The sequence below is a fragment of the Amycolatopsis sp. 195334CR genome (genome assembly GCF_017309385.1).
GTDB lineage: Bacteria > Actinomycetota > Actinomycetes > Mycobacteriales > Pseudonocardiaceae > Amycolatopsis.
In genome coordinates this window covers 66,005-82,290 of the sequence record NZ_JAFJMJ010000003.1, presented here as the reverse complement: position 1 = coordinate 82,290, position 16,286 = coordinate 66,005, and the positions used below count along the sequence as shown (strand labels likewise).

The following is a 16,286-nucleotide window of genomic DNA, read 5'->3' as shown; positions in this document are numbered from 1 at the left end:
GGACACCTGCCCCGGGGCTTTCCGCCGTGGTGCTCAGTCGAGCGTGGTGCGCTCGCCGACCAGGGAGATCTGCTGGGCCAGCACATCCATGCCGCCGTCCACGGTGATCACCTGCCCGGTGGCCGCGACCAGCGAGCCGCCGGCGAACGCGGCGATCACCCGGCCGAGGTCCTCCGGTTCGAGCATGCGCTCCAGCACCGACCGCTCACGCAGGTACTGCCGCAGTTCCGGGGTGTTGACCGTGGCGCTGGCGTCGGTGCGCACCGCGCCCGGCGAAATCGTGTTCACCGAGATGCCGGACCGCCCGGCGTGCCCGGCGACGTGCCTGCTGAAGGTGTTGAGCGCGGCCTTCGCCGCCGACTGCGCCACGCTGCCCGCCGCCGCGTCGGCGTCGATGCTGGAGACGTAGACGATGCGCCCGGACTTCCGCGGCCGCATCAGCTCGAGCGCGCGCTGGGTCAGGAAGAACACCCCGGCCAGTTCGCTGTTCACCTTGGCGGAGAAGGTTTCCCAGCTCAGCTCGTCGAGCTGGGCGAACGGCGGGTGCGCGGTGTTCGCGTTGCACACCAGCGCGTCGAGCCTGCCGCGGGTGTCGCGGATGTGCGCGGTCATCGCGGCCACGGCGGCGCCGTCGCGGACGTCGGCCTGGAACGGCTCGGCCGAACCGCCCGCGGTTTCGATGGCCGCCACCACCTCCTTCGCCGCGTCCTCGCGGTTCAGGTAGTTGACGACCACGTGGTAACCGCCGGCGCCGAGGATCCGCGCGGTCGCCGCGCCGATGCCGCGGCCGGCGCCGCTGACCAGCGCCACCCTCCCCGCGGTCACAGCGCGTCCCCCGGGCGCACGTCGATGCCGACCCGGTGCACCACCGGCCGCGGGGTCACGTGCAGGCCGGGGTCGTCGATCATCCGCTTGATCGAGGCCCGCCATTCCGGATTCGCGCGTGCCGCGTCGAAATCGCGCCCGCTGCGCCATTCGGCGACGTTGACGAAATTCAGTTCCGCCTGCTCGGTCAGCGCGTGGTACATCCGCGCGCGGAGGAAACCGGGCTGGGCGGCCATCACCCGCGCGTTGTCCTTCCAGCGTTCGAGGAACAACTCGGATTCCCCCGGTGGCACGGTGAACGCGTTGATCAGGGTCACCGGTTCGTCCACATCGGATTCGGTCAGATCCACCTGCACGGTCAAGGAAATCTCCTCGCTGGAAACGATCGGGTCGGCGCGACGGTAACACCGGCGGTGGACGGCGAACTGCGGGTTTACCGTTGCCTGACAATCATTTGTGTTCGTTCTCAACGGATTTCGTTGACCACCGCGCACCGGGGTCGGCAGAGTCGGCCACCTACACTCCCGGGCGGAAATGGGGCACGACGACGATGACCGATCCTTCGATGCTGCTGCCGATGGTGGCCGGCTACATCCCGGCGAAGGTGCTGCAGGCGATCGCCGAGTTCGGGGTGCCGGACCACCTCGCCGGCGGCCCGCGCACCGCCGCGGAACTGGCCGGGCTGACCGGCACGCACGGCCCGTCGCTGACCCGCGTCCTGCGGGCCGCGGCGGTGTTCGGCGTGGTGAGCGCGGAGGAAAACAAGTACTCGCTCACCGGGCTGGGCGAGCTCCTGCGATCGGACGTGCCGGGCTCGCTGCGTGAATTCGCGGTGCTGACCGGCGGCCACGAGGCGTGGCGCTCGTGGGGCGAGCTGGGGCACAGCCTGCGCACCGGTGAGCCCGGCTTCGACCGCGCCTTCGGCACCGGCTGGTTCGACCACCTGGACGCCGAACCGGGGACAGCGGCGCGGTTCGCCCGCGCGATGGCGGCGGCCACCGCGCTCGCCGCACCGGACATCGTCGAGCACTGCGACCTGACCGGCGTCGGCACGCTGGCCGACGTCGGCGGGGGCAACGGCCTGCTGCTGTCGCGGCTGCTCGTGGCGCACCCGGAGCTCAAGAGCGTGCTGGCCGATTCCGCCGCCGGTTCGACCGGGGCCGCCGAAGTGCTGCGGGAAGCGGGCGTGGCCGACCGCTGCGAGGTGGTGCCCACCGACTTCTTCACCTCGGTCCCGGCCGGTGCGGACGCCTACCTGCTCAAGAGCATCGTGCACGACTGGCCGGACGAGCGGGCGGGCACCATCCTGGCCAGCTGCCGGGCGGCCATGCGGCCGGATTCGGTGCTGCTGCTGGTCGAACTGGTCCTGCCCGGGCCCGGTGACCCGGTCCCGAACGTGCAGGCGGTGATGAGTGATCTGAACCTGATGGTGGGGACCGGCGGGCGCGAGCGCACCGCGGCCGAGCTGACCGCCCTGCTCGACGGGAACGGATTCGCCCTCGACGAGGTGACGCCCTGCGGCCAGAGCGGGTTCAGCGTGCTGCGGGCACGCCCGGTCCGATGAGCGAACTGCCCACCGGCCGGCTGAAGCGGGCGCTGCCGCTGGCGGCGCTGACCGGGCGGACCGCGGGCGGGGCCGTGGTGGCGGCGCTGCAGGGCGGGCAGCGCCGTGAAGCCGCCCGCGAACGCGCCGCCGGCCGGTACGCGGAGCTGCTCGGGCGGTCCCGGGGGGTGCTGATGAAGGCCGGGCAGCTGCTCTCGTTCCTGTCGCTGGACCCCGGCGGCTCGGCGGGATCGGTGCAGGAGGCGTTCAGCCGCCTGCAGTCCGGTGCTCCGGCGATGCCGTGGGCGGAGACGTCGGCGGTGCTCACCGCGGAACTGGACGGGCCGCTGGAGCGGCACTTCGCCGAGTTCGACACCGAACCGCTGGCCGCCGCCTCGATCGGCCAGGTGCACCGGGCGCGGCTGCCCGGCGGCCGCGAGGTCGCGGTCAAGGTGCAGTACCCCGGCATCGGCGAAGCGATCCGGGCCGATCTGGCCAACGTCGAACTGCTGACCGCGTTCCTGCGCGTGCGCGGGGTGCTCAGCCGCGGTATGCCCGCGGTGGACACCCGGGCGCTGATCGGGGAAATCGCCGGCCGGATCGGGGAGGAGGTGGACTACCGGGCCGAGGCGCGCCACCAGCGGCGGTTCGCCGCGGCCTACGCCGGGCACCCGTTCATCCGCGTGCCCGCGGTGCTGCCGGAGCTGTCCACCGGCCGGGTGCTGACCACCGAGCTGGCCGACGGCCTGCCCTGGGCCGAAGCCACCGGGGCCGCGCAGGACCTGCGCGACCGCTGGGGCGAGGTGGTCTTCCGCTTCCTGTGGGGGAGCCTGCGCGAACTGGGCGTCGCCTACGCCGATCCCCATCCCGGCAACTACCTGTTCCACCCCGACGGCTCCGTCACCTTCCTGGACTTCGGCTGCGTCAAGGAGTTCGAGCCGGATCGCCTCGCGCAGATCGTCGCGTTGCAGCGGGCCGGGGCCGAGGCGGACGCCGAGGGCGTGTGGCGGGCTTCGCTGGCACTGGGCTCGTTGCGCGAGGAGGACGGCCCGAGCCCGGCCGAGCTGCACGACTGGATGTCCGCGCAGTTCCTCCCGCTCACCGCCGAGCAGCCGTTCACCTACACCCGTGAGCACGCCGCCGCGCTCAACCGGCGGATGTTCTCCCCGTTCGGCCCGTACGGCGCGGTGCTGAAGCAGCTGACCATGCCACCGCACACGCTGTTCCACTCCCGGATGGACACCGGGGTGACCGCGATCCTCGGCGCGCTGCGGAGCACCGCCGACTGGGCGGCGGTGCTGGCGGAGCTGGACGGCCTGCGCCCGCCCGCCACCGAACTGGGCGAGCTGGCCGCCGGGTTCCGGGCCGGGCGCGCATGACCGGCGTGCACCACGATGAGCGGCTCGGCGCGCTGGTGGTCACCTCGTTCCCGCTGGCCCGCCAGGTCCTGCACGGCCAGGGCTGGGTCAGCGACCTGGAGGTCAACCTGCGGTTGCTGGCCGGTGCGGGCGGGGCCGAGGACCTGCCGCCGCTGATGCGGACCATGCTCGACCTGTTCACCGACGGGCCCGCGCACGACCGGTTCCGCGAACTGGTCGCCCCGAGCTTCTCGGCGAAGCGGATCGAGGCGCTTCGCCCCTGGATCGCCGAAATCGCCGCGGCCGGCGTGGCCGGGGTGGCTGAGATATCCACTGTGGACGGTGTGGCCGATCTGGTCGGCCTGCTGGCGCACCCGGTGCCGGTGGCGGTGATCGCCGGACTGCTCGACGTGGGCCAGGAGGGCGCGGAGCTGATCAGCGCGACGGCACCCCGGCTGACCGCGGTGCTGGAAACCGATCCCGCGGAGGAGCAACTGCTCGACGCCGGGCACGCGGCGATCGAGTGCGCGATGTTCCTGCTGCCGCTGCTCGCCGAGCGCCGGGACGAGCCGGGCACGGACTTCGTCAGCGAACTGCTGCGGGCCGGAGCGGGCGAGCTCAGCCTGGACGAAGCGCTCGCCATCGTGCTGCTCCTGCTCATCGCCGGGCAGGAAACCACCGCGAGCCTGATCGGCAACGGCGTGCTCGACCTGCTCCACCACCCCGGCGAACTGGCCGCGCTGCGGGCCGAGCCCGGCCGCGCCGGGGCCGTGGTGCGGGAGGTCCTGCGACTGGACCCGCCGCTGCGCACCACCGGGCGGCTGGCGGTCACCGAGCAGCGCCTCGGCGAACTGGTCGTGCCCGCCGGGCAGAAGGTGCTGGTGCACCTGGCCGAAGCCAACCGCGACCCGGCCCGGTTCACCGAACCCGGCCGGTTCGCCCCGGGCCGGGACGGCCCCGGTCACCTGGCCTTCGGCGGCGGTGGCCACTTCTGCCTCGGTGCCGCGCTGGCCAGGGTGGAGACCGAGGAGGTGCTCCGGGAGGTGGCCGGGCAACTACCCGGGCTCGCGCTGGCCGAACCGGGACCGCCGAGGCGGCCGTCGCAGAACTTCCACGCGCTGCGACGGCTGCTCATCCGCACTTGACCAGGCCCGGCCCCTCGCCGAGCCGGGCCAGCAGCGCCTCGGCCTCCTGGGTGCGGCGCTGGGCGCGGTAGAGCGCGACCGCGTGCTGCCAGTTGCGCCGCGCCGCGCCGTAGTCGCCGCGCCGCGCCGTAGTCGTCGAGCGCGGCGTGGGTGTCGCCGATGCGTTCCAGCGCGTTCGCCTCCCGGACCACGTCGCCGGTCTCCCGGCGCAGGGCCAGCGCCTTCCGGTAGTGCTCGAGGGCGAGCCGGAGATTGCCCGCCCCGCTCTCCACGTAACCCAGGCTGTCGTGCGTGGCGGCCTGGCCCTCGATTTCGCCGCTGCCCTGGTACCGCCGGAGCGCGGCCAGGCAGTGGTTCCGGGCGCGCTCGTGGTCGCCGATCCTGGCGTAGTACCAGCCGACCGTGTTCCCGGCGTCGGCCGTCCACACCGGATTGCCCAGCTTCTCCTGCACCCGCAGCGCGCGCAGCGCGTGGGCGAGCGCTTCGGCGGCCAGTCCGCGCCTGCCGCAGATCCAGGCGAGCGCGGCGTGCGCGCGGGCCTGGCTGGGCTCGTCCCGGCTCCGCTCGGCGATCGCCAGCGCCAGCTCCAGGTGGTGCCCGGCTTCCTCCTGCAGCCCGAGATCGGCGTAGGCGGTGCCGGTGAGCCGGTGCGTGGTGGCCCGGATGTCCGGATCGGCCAGCTGCTCGGCACTGGCCAGCGCGGTCCGCCAGGAGTTCAGGTCGTCGTGGCGGTGCGCCCGGCGGGCGTGGAAGGTGTCCAGCGACCAGGCCAGCTCCCACACCTGCCGGTGCCACCGGCGCGCCGCGGCGGCCTGCTGCGCGGCGAGCAGGCAGCGGTGCTCACCCTCGAACCAGCTCAGCGCCTCCGCCGTGTCGCGGAATTCGGGCACCTCCGCCGCGGGCCGCCGCTCGTCTGTCACTTGTGGACGGTAGGGGGAGAGCACCCGGTCCGCGGCGTGGGCGGCGGCGCCGTAGAAGTCCACCAGCCGCCGCACCGCGGCGTCGGTCTCCGCCGCGGGCAGCTCGTTCGCGGTGTCGATGGCGTACCGGCGCAGGAGGTCGTGCATGGTGTAGCGGCCGGCGGCATCGAGGTCGATCAGCGACGCGTGCTCCAGCGCGCGGAGTTCGCCCTGGGCCCGGCGGACGGGCAGGTCCGCGAGCCGGGCGGCGCCGGGCAGGCCGATGTCCGGGCCCGGGGCCACGCCCAGCAGGGCGAACAGGCGCGCCTGGGCCGGGGTGAGCCGGTCGCGGGACCACGACAGGGCACCGGGCAGGCTCGCGGTGGGATCGGGGGCGTCGAGCGCGTCGAGGCCGGCTTCGCGCAGCTCCGCCGCCAGCGTGGCGACGCCGGCGTCCGGTCGCGTGTGGAGCTGGCTGGCCACGATGCTCAGCGCGAGCGGGAAACCCCCGCACATGCGCACGATCTCGTGCACCGCCGCGGCTTCACCGGGGACGCGGGGAGCACCGAGCCGGGCTTCGAGCACCGCGCCCGCTTCCTCGTCGGACATCGTCTCGAGCCGGAGGTGGTGGACCTCGTGCTCGACGACGAGGCCCTGGAGCCGGTCGCGGCTGGTGATCAGCACGGTGCAGCTCGTCCCGCCGGGCAGCAGGTGGGTGAGCTGGGTGCTGTCCGCGGCGTTGTCCAGGATCAGCAGCAGTTCCTTGTCCCGCACCAGACTCCGGAACAGGGCGGCCTGGGCGTGCAGGCCCTGGGGGGTGGCGTTCGCCGCCACCCCGAGCGCGTCGAGGAACCCCCGGACCGCGACCCCGGGCTCCATCGGTGCCTCGTCCGGGCTGAACCCCCGCAGGTCCACGTACAGCTGGCCGTCCGGGAACCGGTCGAGGTGGCGGTGGGCCCAGTGCAGCGCCAGCCAGGTCTTGCCGATGCCGCCGGTGCCCGCGATGGCCACGGCGGTGGCGTCGAAGGCGATGTCGAGCCGGTCCAGCTCGGGGTGGCGGCCGGCGAAGTGGCGGGGCGGCGCCGGCAGCTGCCTCGGCACGGGGAGCTGGGGCGGCCCGGCCTCGGCGCCGCCGCCGAGCAGCTCCCGGTGCGCGTCCTGCACCGCCTGTCCCGGTTCGATGCCCAGCTCGTCGACCAGCCCGCGCCGGAAGTCCTGGTAGTGGGTCAGCGCCTCGGCCACGCGCCCGGTCTGCCGCAGCGCGCGCAGGTACTGGGCCGTGGTGCGCTGCTCCAGCGGTGCCGCCGCGACGCGGGCGGCCAGGCCGGCCACCAGCTGTTCGCCCCGGCCCTCGGCCAGCAGGGCGTCGGTCAGCTCGTTCTCCGCGGTGACGCGTTCCTGGTGCAGGCGGTCGCGTTCGCCCGCCGCCCAGTAACCGTCCAATCCGGCCAGCGCGTCGCCGCGCCACAGGCCGAGCGCCTCCCGCAGCAGGGGCACCGCGTCCGCCGGGGTCGCGTTCCTGGCCAGTGCGGTGAGCGCGCGGAACCGGTGCAGGTCGATCGCCTCGGCAGGCAGTTCCAGCACGTACCCGCCGCTGCGGTGGGTGATCTCCGCGCCGCTGCGCCGGAGCCGGGACAGGTAGCTGTGCAGCGTCGCCCTCGCGCGCGGGGGCGGGGTCGCCCCCCAGACGCGTTCGGCCACGCGCGCGGTGGGCACCACCTGACCGGCGTCCACCGCCAGTGCGGCGAGCACGCAGCGCTGGCGGCCCGAGCCCGTGTCGACCGGTCCGTCGCCGGAGTGGAGCGCGACACTGCCCAGCAACGTCACTTCCATTTGTTTCTCATCCCCCGATGAATTGTTCGTCCGCCCATCCGGTGCGCTGCAAGGGCGTGCCAGTTTCCTGCAAGCCCGGCCGGGCAGGATTTTCCGACAGGGGCACCGGCTCGGCGGATGACGACCGGGAAGAGCGGTGGCCCGTACGGAGATCACCTTACGGAAAATGTGGAGTACCTGTGGGGAAGAAGATGAGGGCCGCGGTGACCACCGCGGCATTCGCGTTGTCGGTGTTTTCCGGGATGGCCGGCGCCACCGCGGCTTCGGCCGGGGAAGCCGGGATCCAGGAGTGCGGCGGCACCGCGGCGGCGCCGCCCGGGTTCTGGGGCCCGGACACGAATTCCAGCTGTGGCTCGTCGGGGTACCCCGGCTACAACAAGAACTACACCTGGAACGTGGTCAACGGTGACGTGACCGTGTGCGTGCAGGGCTGGGGCTTCAATTCCAGCGGCGCGGGCGGCTGGTACGACCTGGGCTGCGGGCAGAGCGGGAGCGCGAACGTGCCCTGGGGCTACGTGCTGGCGACCGGCAAGATCCGCGCGCAGAGCGTGCAGTTGCCCTTCGCCGGAATGGTCCACTTCAAGGGCTGAGCACCGGCGGTTCCCCGGGCGCGGAGGAGGGTGTCCGCGCCCGGGGGACGCCCCGGGGCGAGCAGATCCGGTGGGCCGGAGTTCGCTGGCCAAGGCTCGCGCCGCTGGTCTACCGTCGAAGCGCTTCGACGGTCAGCGACGAAGGAGTCGGTCATGGTCAAGTTCACCCGCCCGGCGATCACCGCACTGGTGCTGGCACTGGTGTTCACCGCACTGCCGTCCCCGGCCATGGCGGCGACCTGGAGTTCCGCCGACCGCTGGGCCACCTGGGACAACGGCGGCTACACCCTCTACAACAACATCTGGGGCGACGGCGGCGGCCCGCAGACCATCTGGGCCAACTCGTACGGCAACTGGGGTGTCTGGGCCAACCACCCCAACACCGGCGGCGTGAAGTCCTACCCGAACGCCACCCGGCAGGTGAACCGGCGGCTCAGTTCGCTCAACAGCGTGTCGAGCAGCTTCAACGTCACCGTGCCCGGCAGCGGCGCCCACACCAGCACCTACGACATCTGGGCCGACGACCACGCCTACGAGATCATGCTGTGGATGAACCAGACCGGCCCGATCGGGCCGATCGGTACCTTCCAGACCAACGCCACGGTCGGCGGGCACGACTGGGCCGTCTACCGCGGTTCCCACGGTTCGGCGCAGGTCTTCTCCTTCCTCCGCCGGTCGAACACCACCGCGGGCACGGTCGACATCCTCGCGATCATGAACTGGATCCGCGCCCGCGCCTGGTTCGGTGACGTCACGCTGAGCCGGGCCCAGTTCGGCTACGAGATCACCTCGTCCAGCGGCGGCCTGGACTTCCGCACCAACCAGTTCTCGGTGACCTACTCCTGACGCCGCCTGCGCTGCACGGCGGTGACGATCACGCGCAGGGCCGCGCCCAGCACCAGCAGGTTGCCGACCATCTGGACGGTGACCAGCACGCGCGCGGCCTGGCTGACCGGTGCGATGTCGCCGAAGCCGACGGTGGCGAACACGGTGACGGTGAAGTAGAGGGCGTCGGTCCTGGTCAGCGGTTCGGTGAAGCTCGGCGGCAGGGTGTGCGAGAGCAGGTAGTAGGTGTTGGCGAAGAGCAGCAGGAACAGCGGCACGCTCAGCGCTAGTGCCTGAACCCCTTGCAGGGCCGGGTACTTCGCGCGGGAGATCAGCCGGACCTGCCAGGCGACGACGGCGATCACCAGGCACAGCCCGGCGATCAGCCCGGCCGCGTGCCAGCCGGTCAGTCGCCGGTCCACCGGGAGCAGGTAGTACGCGGTGAGCAGCAGGCCGGCCGTCACGAGTGGCCGCACGACGGCCCCGACGGGCATGCGCTGACCTCAGCTTCCCGGAATGGTGTGCGCGACCCCGGCCGCCGCGGCGACGCGGTTCGCCGCGCCGCTGGGGGGCGGGCGGTGGCGACCGTAACAAAGCGCGAGCACGATGCCCAGCGCCGAAACGGCGGCCAGCACCAGGGCCGATCGGGCGAAGCCCGCGGTGCCGTAGCTCGTCGCGGTCGCGGCGACCAGGAGGGCGGCGCCGACGTAGCGGGCCATGTTGGAGATGCCCGACGCGGCGCCGGCCTCGTTCACCGGCACCGCGGCGGTCGCGGCCGAGGACGCGCACCCGTTGGCGAACCCCATGCCCACCGCGATCGCGAGGAGGGGCAGCACGAGGCCCGCGTAACCGGAGCGCGTGGCCAGCAGCGCGAAACCGGCGGTGGTGAGCGCGAACCCGGCGGTGACCACGGTGCGCGTGCCGAAGCGTGTGGCCAGCGGACCGACGAACGGCGCGACGACCACCAGCCCCGCGGCGGCGGGCAGGGTGGCGAGCCCGGCGGCCAGCGGGCTCATCGCCAGGCCCGCCGGATCCTGGAAGTACAGGCTCAGCACGTACATCAGGCCGTTGAGCGCGCCGGCCACGATGAGGATCGCCGCGGTCGCCGCGACGAGCACGCGATTGCGCAGCAACCGCGGCTCCACCAGCGGGGCGCGCACCCGCCGCTCGACCGCGGCGAACCCGGCCAGCGAGGCGGCCGAGACGGCGAAGCAGCCCAGCGTCGCCGCCGAGGTCCAGCCCCAGTCCGGCCCTTCGCCGAGCGCCAGCACGAACGGCACCAGCACCCCGGCGAGGAGCAGCAGGCCGGCGAAGTCGATGGCACGCGGGCGATCCGGGTCGCGCGACTCGGCGACCGTGCGCACCGTCAGCGGTACGCAGGCCGCCGCGATCGCGGCGTCGATCCAGAAGAGCGCCTGCCAGCCGATCGAACCGGCCAGCGCGCCCCCGGCCAGCGGCCCGGCGGCGGCGCCGACCGCGGAAGCCGCGCCCCACAAGGAAACCGCCCGCACCTGCGCCGGGCCGGAAGTCGCCACCGTGAGCAGGCTCAGCCCGCACGCCACCAGCGTCGACCCCGCCGCGCCCTGGAGCAGGCGCCCGGCGATCACCCCCGCGCCGGTGCGCGCCAGCGCGATCAGCACGCACGACACCACGAACAACCCCAGCGCGCCGGCGAAAACCCGCCGCCGTCCCGCGATGTCGCCGAGCACCCCGCCGGTCACGATCACCGCGGCGCCGACGAGCGAGTACCCCGTCACCGCCCACCGCAGGGTCGACGGTCCCACCCCGACGTCCTCGCCGATGGCGGGCAGCAGGATGCTGACCGCCGAGGTGTTCGCGTTCACCACCAGCGTCGAAGCACACGTCACCACGAGCACTCCGGAGCGGGCGCTCACCGGGACTCATCGTCCGTTGTGGACGGACGGAGCACCCGGCGCTCCAGCCGTTCCAGCAGCAGCGGCCCGATCATCAGCACCGCGAACAACACCAGTGCGGCGACCACGTCACAACAACCCGCGCGTGCGGGCGACGGTGATCGCGTCGCGGCGGTGGTTGACGCCGAGCTTGCGGTAGATGCCGCGCAGGTGCGTCTTCACCGTGTTCACCGAGACGAACATCGTGTTCGCGATCTCCTCCGCCGTGCGCATGGACGGCAGCTCGGTCAGCAGCGCCTGCTCCCGTTCGGTCAGCCCGTCGGTGGGATCGGCGGCGGTCACCGGGATCTCCGCCAGCGCCCTGGCGGCGAACGCGTCGAGCCTGCCGAACCGCCCCGCGCCGCCGGCGAGCAGGGACCGCACGGCCTGGCCGGCGTCGCGGAACGCCCGCAGCGCCTCGTGCGGGGCCGCCAGCGAAAGCGCCTCGGTGAGCGCTTCGTGGGCCCGGTGCTCCTCGTCGCACCGGGCGGCGAGCTGCGCTTCGAGCAACCAGCCGTGCACCAGCGTGGCCGGGGACACCACCGGCAACCGCTGGGCCAGCAGGGGTTCCAGCACCCGCCGCGTCGAACCGGCCTTGCCGCGGTGGGCGTGCAGGATCGCGCGCAGCAGCGCCTGCTCACCACCGTCGCCGAGCAGATCGGTCACCTGCCGCAGCACGTCGGCCGCCCACGGGTACTCGCCGACCAGCAGCGCCATCCGCTGCTGGGCCGGGGCGGCGTAGGCGACCAGCGCGGGCACGATGGACCGATCGCCCAGCCGCTGCCAGTGCTCCCGCAGCGCGGCCACCACCTGGTGCGGGTCGTCGGCGGTGCCGAACTCGACCAGCGCGCCGAGGGTGCGCACGAACAGTTCGATGCTGGGATCGACCGGCGCAGCCAGCAGTTCGGTGGCCAGCCCGGCCAGCCGTGCCGCCCGCTCGTCCTCCAGCCGCTCGTGGGCCTCCACGCCCAGCAGCGCGTAGGTGTAGGCGCAGCGCGAAGTGCTTTCCCAGGTCCGGTCCTTCGCGATGGCCAGCGCGGCCCTGGCCCGCGTGCCCACGGTGGCCAGGTCGCCCCGGGCGCCGGCCAGTGCGGCGAGCTGCGTTTCGCACTGCAACCGCGCCGCGTCCCGCCCTTCGGCGACGGCCAGCCGCAGCGCCTCGGTCAGGTCCGCCTCGGCGGCCTCGTGGTTTCCCGTCCACACCGCCGCGATGCCGCGGTTGAGGTGGGCGAACAGGTCCACGTCGAGATCACCGGTCTGGCCCGCCCGGGTGGACTTGAGCGCGTTCAGCGCTTCGGTGGTGTCGCCGCGCAGGCGGGCCCGGTGCACCTCGATGGTGGCGCGCAGGGCCCGCAGGCGCTGGGTGCGCAACGGGTACGCGGCCCCGTCCACGGACCGGAGCAGGTGGTCCGCGGCGAGCACGTCACCCAGTTCCAGTGCGGTCGCCGCGGCCACGAGGGCCACCGACGGCCTGCCGAGCACGTGGCCCGGTACGGCGTCGAGCACCCGGCCCAGCCGCCGGCCGTCGCCCGCGAGCACGCGGGCGAGGCCGTGCTTCGCGAGCAGGCGGGTGAGCAGGTCGTTGTCCCCGGCGCGGGCGGAGTGCTCGATCGCCCGCAGTTCGTCACCCGCGGCGAGGTACCAGCCGGTGGCGGTGCGGTGCAGCCGGTGCAGCGCGGAAACGTCGCGCCTGCCCAGTTCCGCGCGCAGGTACCCGCGCAGGAGGGGGTGGTAGCGGTAGCTGGCCCCGTCGCGGTCGTGCGCGGCGGTGACCACGCCGGTGCGTTCCAGCCAGTCGAGGATCTGCCCGGCGTTCTCCTGCCGGGACAGCTTGGCGGCCAGCCGCGCCGGGAAGGTGCGGCAGACGCAGGTCGCCAGCATGAACCGCTGGACGTCCTCCGGCTGGCGGGTGACGACCTCACCGAGCAGGTAGTCGGCGACGAAGTGGTCGTCACCGGTGAGGCGGCTGATCAGTTCCCCGTGCGGCTGCCCGGCGTCCAGGCCGATCGCGGCGAGGCGGAGCGCGGCCGCCCAGCCCTCGGTCCGCTCCATCAGCAGGGCGAGTTCGGCGTCGGTGAGCCGGACGCCGTCGCGGAGGTAGAGCAGGCGGGCCTCGACCGGGGTGAAGGTGAGCATGTCCGGCCCGATCTCGCGCAGCCGTCCCTCCAGCCGGAGCCGGGGCAGGATCAGCGGCGGCGGGAACCGCGTCGCCAGCACCACCGGCATGGTCGCCGGGCAGTGGCGCAGGAGGAAGTTCACCGTGCGCACGGCGCCGTCGGAGTGCAGGTCGTGCACGCCGTCGAGGACGAGCACCACGGGTTTGGCCAGCCGCTCGAGCGCGGTGCCGAGCCTGGCCACGAACGAGCCGTGCGGTTCACCGGGCGGCGGGGTCGGCCCGGCACCGGAGGGCCAGGCACCGGCGTGCTCCAGCGCGCGGACCACGGCCGTCCACAGTAGAACGACGTCGTTGTCCTCCGCGTCCAGCGAAACCCAGGCCACGTGCGCACCGGACCGGTCGACCCGGTGCCGCGCCCAGGTGGCGAGCATGGTGGTCTTGCCGGAACCGGCCGGCGCGCACACCACGGTCACCGGGGGACCGGTGTCCGCCTCGGCCACCGCGGCGTCGAGCAGGGTGTGCAGCCGTTCCCGGACCAGTACCGCGGGCGGGGCCGCCGGAATGCGGACCTTGGCCGCCGCGACGACCGCGGGCGGGGCGATCTCGTGCGGCCGGGGTCTTGCTCCGTGCGGTACGGCACGGCCGGGGAAAGCGGTACCGTGCACCTGCGCCATCTGCATTTTTCTCCCTGTTTCCGGGCACTGATCGAGTTTCGTCGGAAAATAGTGCGAGGCGTTATCTTTCCGGAGCGGCCGCGGCCAGCAGGAATACCGCCCTCGCCAGCTTCGTGAAAGCGCCGAGGCATTCGGCGACCACCACTTCGGCGGCGGCCGGGCCGGAAACCCCCGGTTGTCCGGGTTCGGTTTCCCGGGTGGTGAGCACGAGCGAGACCACCACCCCGGCGATCGCCATTCCGGTGCGCCCGCGCTTGCCCGAACCGCTCATACCGGCCTCCTCCGCCATGCCGCCCGGCCGCTGCCTGCCGGCTGCGGCCATCGTGCTGGTGCACCGGTGAGCCGTACCTCGCCCGTGCCGGGTGAATGGTCGATCGCGGCGGGTGCGCGGGCGCGGAAAAACCAGCATTAGTGCGCGGGGCCGGGAATGCGGTCGCCGCCGATGTGGATTCCCGGTCTCGCCCGCACTGGGCGAAGTGGTCCCGGCGGTACCGGTGCGACGGTGACCGCGCCGGGAAATTCACCGACGAGAGGAAAGCAGATGAGCGAGCACCAGCAGCATTACGGTGACGTTGCCGACGTCAACGACGTGTCCGCTGAATGGCGCCTGGCGCGCTCACCCGGCCGCTCCACCCGCCACGGCGTGGTGCGCAGCGGGTGGATCGCCTTCGCCGGCGCGATGATGGTGCTGATCGGCGCGTTCAACGTGATCGAGGGCCTGGCGGGGCTGATCACCGACGACTACTACCTGGTGGCGCCCACCGCGGTGCTGGTGCTCGACCTGACCGCCTGGGCCTGGCTGCACACCGCCGTCGGCGTGCTGGTGGTGCTCACCGGGGCGGCGCTGCTCGGCGGCGCGCAGTGGGCCCGCGTGGTCACCGTGGTGCTGCTGATCTTCAACGCCACCGCGCAACTGGCCTTCCTCACCGTCCAGCCACTGTGGTCGCTGCTGGTGATCGGGCTGTGCGTGGTGGTCATCTGGGCGGTCATCGTCCGCGGTGGCGAAGAGATCGGGTGACCGGCCCGCTGCCCCGCGGGCTGGTGGTGCTGCTGGGTGCCGCGTCGGCGGTGGTCGTGGTGGCCGGGCTCCGCGCGGCGGCCTGGCTGGTGGCACCGGTGTTGCTCGCGCTGGTCATGGTGATCGTGGTCAGCCCGGTGCACCGGTGGCTGCGCCGCCGGGGACTGCCCGCCTGGCTCGCCACCGCCACCCTGGTGACCGCGGTGTACGGGGTGTTCCTGGTGTTCACCGCGGTGGTGGTGGGTTCGCTGGTCCGGCTGGCGGCGTTGCTGCCCGGCTACACCGAACGAGCGCGCGCGTTGCGCGCCGGGGCCGCGGATCGGTTGCGCGCCTGGGGGATCGGCCCGGAGCAGTTCGACGCGCTCGTGCACTCGATCGACCCCGGCGAGCTGGCCTCGTCCGCGGCGGCGCTGCTCGGCGAGCTGACCGCGGTGACCACGAGCATCGTGTTCCTGCTGGCGCTGCTGCTGTTCTTCAGCGTCGAGACCGGGACCGTCGGCGGCCGCCTCGAAGCCGTCGGACGCGCGCGGCCCCGGGTCCGCGTCGCGCTGGCCGGGTTCACCGGCAAGACCCGCCGGTTCCTGGTGGTGACCACGGCCTTCGGCGCCGCGGTCGCGGTGCTCGACACGATCGCCCTGCTGTGGCTGGGAATCCCGCTGCCCGTGCTGTGGGGGCTGCTCTCCTTCGTGACCAACTACATCCCGAACGTCGGGTTCCTGCTCGGCGTCGCACCACCCGCGCTGCTGGGCCTGCTCAGCGGCGGCTGGGGCACCACGCTCAGCGTCGTCGGGGTCTACGTGGTGCTCAACTTCGTGCTCCAGTCGCTGGTCCAGCCCCGGTACGTCGGGGACGCCGTGGGGCTCTCGGCGGTGCTGACGTTCGTGTCGCTGGTCTTCTGGGCCTGGGTGCTGGGTCCGCTCGGCGCGCTGCTCGCGGTGCCGGCGACCTTGCTGGTGATGGCCGTGCTGGTCGACGTCGACCCGCGGGCGGAATGGGCGGCCGCGCTCCTGCGGACCGCCAAATCGGAGAAAGGACATCGATCATGACCACGCTGACCATCTGGCGGTTCGACTCACCGGACGGGGCGAAACTCGCCTCGCGCCGGGTGGAGGAACTGGCCAGGGAACGGCTCGTCTCCGTCCACGACGCCGCCGTGGTGTCCTGGCCGCTGGACCGCAAACGGCCGAAACTGCGGCAGTTGCACGACCTGGCCGGCCGCGGCGCGCTCTCCGGTGCGTTCTGGGGCATGTTGTTCGGCCTGCTCTTCCTCATGCCGCTGGCGGGTGCGGCGGTCGGGGCCGCCGCGGGCGCCGCCGGGGGCGCGCTGAGCGACGTCGGCATCGACGACGACCTCATCCGGCGGATCAAGGAGCGGCTCAGCCCGGGCACCTCGGCGCTGTTCCTGCTCACCTCCGACGCGGTGATCGACCGGATCTCCGACGTCTTCGCCGACGACCCGCCGGAGCTGGTGTTCACCAGCCTGACCCCGGAGCAGGAGGAGGCGCTGCGGGAGGTCTTCGCGAACGAGGAGGTGCCGTCCTGACCGG

The 16,286-nt window shown here is 73.2% G+C and carries 14 protein-coding genes and 1 pseudogene; 8 read left to right on the top strand and 7 right to left on the bottom strand.

Features of this window, described 5'->3' with window-relative positions; all coding sequences use genetic code 11:
- Positions 1–33: 33 nt before the first annotated feature.
- Positions 34–825, bottom strand: a complete 792-nt coding sequence (locus JYK18_RS37450; protein ID WP_307796238.1) for an SDR family oxidoreductase — start codon at positions 823–825, stop codon at positions 34–36.
- Positions 822–1,181: an antibiotic biosynthesis monooxygenase family protein gene (locus JYK18_RS37445; RefSeq protein WP_307796339.1), complete on the bottom strand. Its 360-nt coding sequence runs from the start codon at positions 1,179–1,181 to the stop codon at positions 822–824. The genes JYK18_RS37450 and JYK18_RS37445 overlap by 4 nt, the downstream gene beginning before the upstream one ends.
- Before the next feature lie 194 nt (positions 1,182–1,375).
- Here JYK18_RS37445 and JYK18_RS37440 point away from each other — a divergent pair, with 194 nt between their 5' ends.
- From JYK18_RS37440 to JYK18_RS37430, 3 genes are read left to right on the top strand one after another with little or no spacing between them, the layout of a single operon-like run.
- Positions 1,376–2,389 carry a methyltransferase gene (locus JYK18_RS37440; protein ID WP_206808439.1) on the top strand — a complete coding sequence of 338 codons (1,014 nt, stop codon included), beginning with the start codon at positions 1,376–1,378 and terminating at the stop codon, positions 2,387–2,389.
- Positions 2,386–3,747 carry an AarF/ABC1/UbiB kinase family protein gene (locus JYK18_RS37435; RefSeq protein WP_206808438.1) on the top strand — a complete coding sequence of 454 codons (1,362 nt, stop codon included), beginning with the start codon at positions 2,386–2,388 and terminating at the stop codon, positions 3,745–3,747. Before JYK18_RS37440 ends, JYK18_RS37435 begins: the two co-directional genes overlap by 4 nt.
- Positions 3,744–4,871 (top strand): cytochrome P450, encoded by a 1,128-nt coding sequence (locus JYK18_RS37430; RefSeq protein WP_206808437.1) that lies wholly within the window; start codon positions 3,744–3,746, stop codon positions 4,869–4,871. Before JYK18_RS37435 ends, JYK18_RS37430 begins: the two co-directional genes overlap by 4 nt.
- Positions 4,872–6,289: 1,418 nt before the next feature.
- On the opposite strand, the pseudogene JYK18_RS47190 reads toward JYK18_RS37430, so the two are convergent.
- A pseudogene (locus JYK18_RS47190) lies at positions 6,290–7,603 on the bottom strand (BTAD domain-containing putative transcriptional regulator); the annotation flags it as partial.
- Positions 7,604–7,782: 179 nt separating this feature from the next.
- Between JYK18_RS47190 and JYK18_RS37420 the strand changes: the two are divergent.
- Positions 7,783–8,193, top strand: a complete 411-nt coding sequence (locus tag JYK18_RS37420; RefSeq protein WP_206808436.1) for a hypothetical protein — start codon at positions 7,783–7,785, stop codon at positions 8,191–8,193.
- Between the two features lie 153 nt (positions 8,194–8,346).
- Positions 8,347–9,039, top strand: a complete 693-nt coding sequence (locus JYK18_RS37415; protein ID WP_206808435.1) for a hypothetical protein — start codon at positions 8,347–8,349, stop codon at positions 9,037–9,039.
- On the opposite strand, the gene JYK18_RS37410 is transcribed toward JYK18_RS37415, so the two are convergent.
- From JYK18_RS37410 to JYK18_RS37395, 4 genes are all read right to left on the bottom strand, one after another.
- Positions 9,030–9,512, bottom strand: coding sequence for a potassium channel family protein (locus JYK18_RS37410; RefSeq protein ID WP_206808434.1), 483 nt, complete (start codon positions 9,510–9,512; stop codon positions 9,030–9,032). The genes JYK18_RS37415 and JYK18_RS37410 overlap by 10 nt on opposite strands.
- 9 nt (positions 9,513–9,521) lie before the next feature.
- The gene (locus JYK18_RS37405; RefSeq protein ID WP_206808432.1) at positions 9,522–10,913 is read right to left on the bottom strand and encodes an MFS transporter; all 1,392 of its coding nucleotides are present in this window, start codon (positions 10,911–10,913) and stop codon (positions 9,522–9,524) included.
- 108 nt (positions 10,914–11,021) lie between these two features.
- Positions 11,022–13,721, bottom strand: a complete 2,700-nt coding sequence (locus tag JYK18_RS37400) for a LuxR C-terminal-related transcriptional regulator (RefSeq protein WP_206808430.1) — start codon at positions 13,719–13,721, stop codon at positions 11,022–11,024.
- A 61-nt stretch (positions 13,722–13,782) separates the two neighbouring features.
- Positions 13,783–13,992 (bottom strand): hypothetical protein, encoded by a 210-nt coding sequence (locus JYK18_RS37395; protein WP_206808429.1) that lies wholly within the window; start codon positions 13,990–13,992, stop codon positions 13,783–13,785.
- 270 nt (positions 13,993–14,262) lie between these two features.
- On the opposite strand from JYK18_RS37395, the gene JYK18_RS37390 reads away from it, so the two are divergent.
- Genes JYK18_RS37390 through JYK18_RS37380 form a run of 3 tightly spaced genes read left to right on the top strand, consistent with a single transcriptional unit; the run spans position 14,263 to position 16,282 of the window.
- Entirely contained in the window at positions 14,263–14,739 is a 477-nt protein-coding gene (locus tag JYK18_RS37390; protein WP_242583919.1) for a hypothetical protein, read from the top strand.
- On the top strand, positions 14,736–15,785 hold the full coding sequence (locus JYK18_RS37385; protein WP_307796237.1) for an AI-2E family transporter: 1,050 nt from the start codon (positions 14,736–14,738) through the stop codon (positions 15,783–15,785). The genes JYK18_RS37390 and JYK18_RS37385 overlap by 4 nt, the downstream gene beginning before the upstream one ends.
- Complete coding sequence (locus JYK18_RS37380; RefSeq protein ID WP_206808428.1) at positions 15,782–16,282, top strand: DUF1269 domain-containing protein; 501 nt, start codon at positions 15,782–15,784, stop codon at positions 16,280–16,282. Before JYK18_RS37385 ends, JYK18_RS37380 begins: the two co-directional genes overlap by 4 nt.
- Positions 16,283–16,286: the final 4 nt, after the last annotated feature.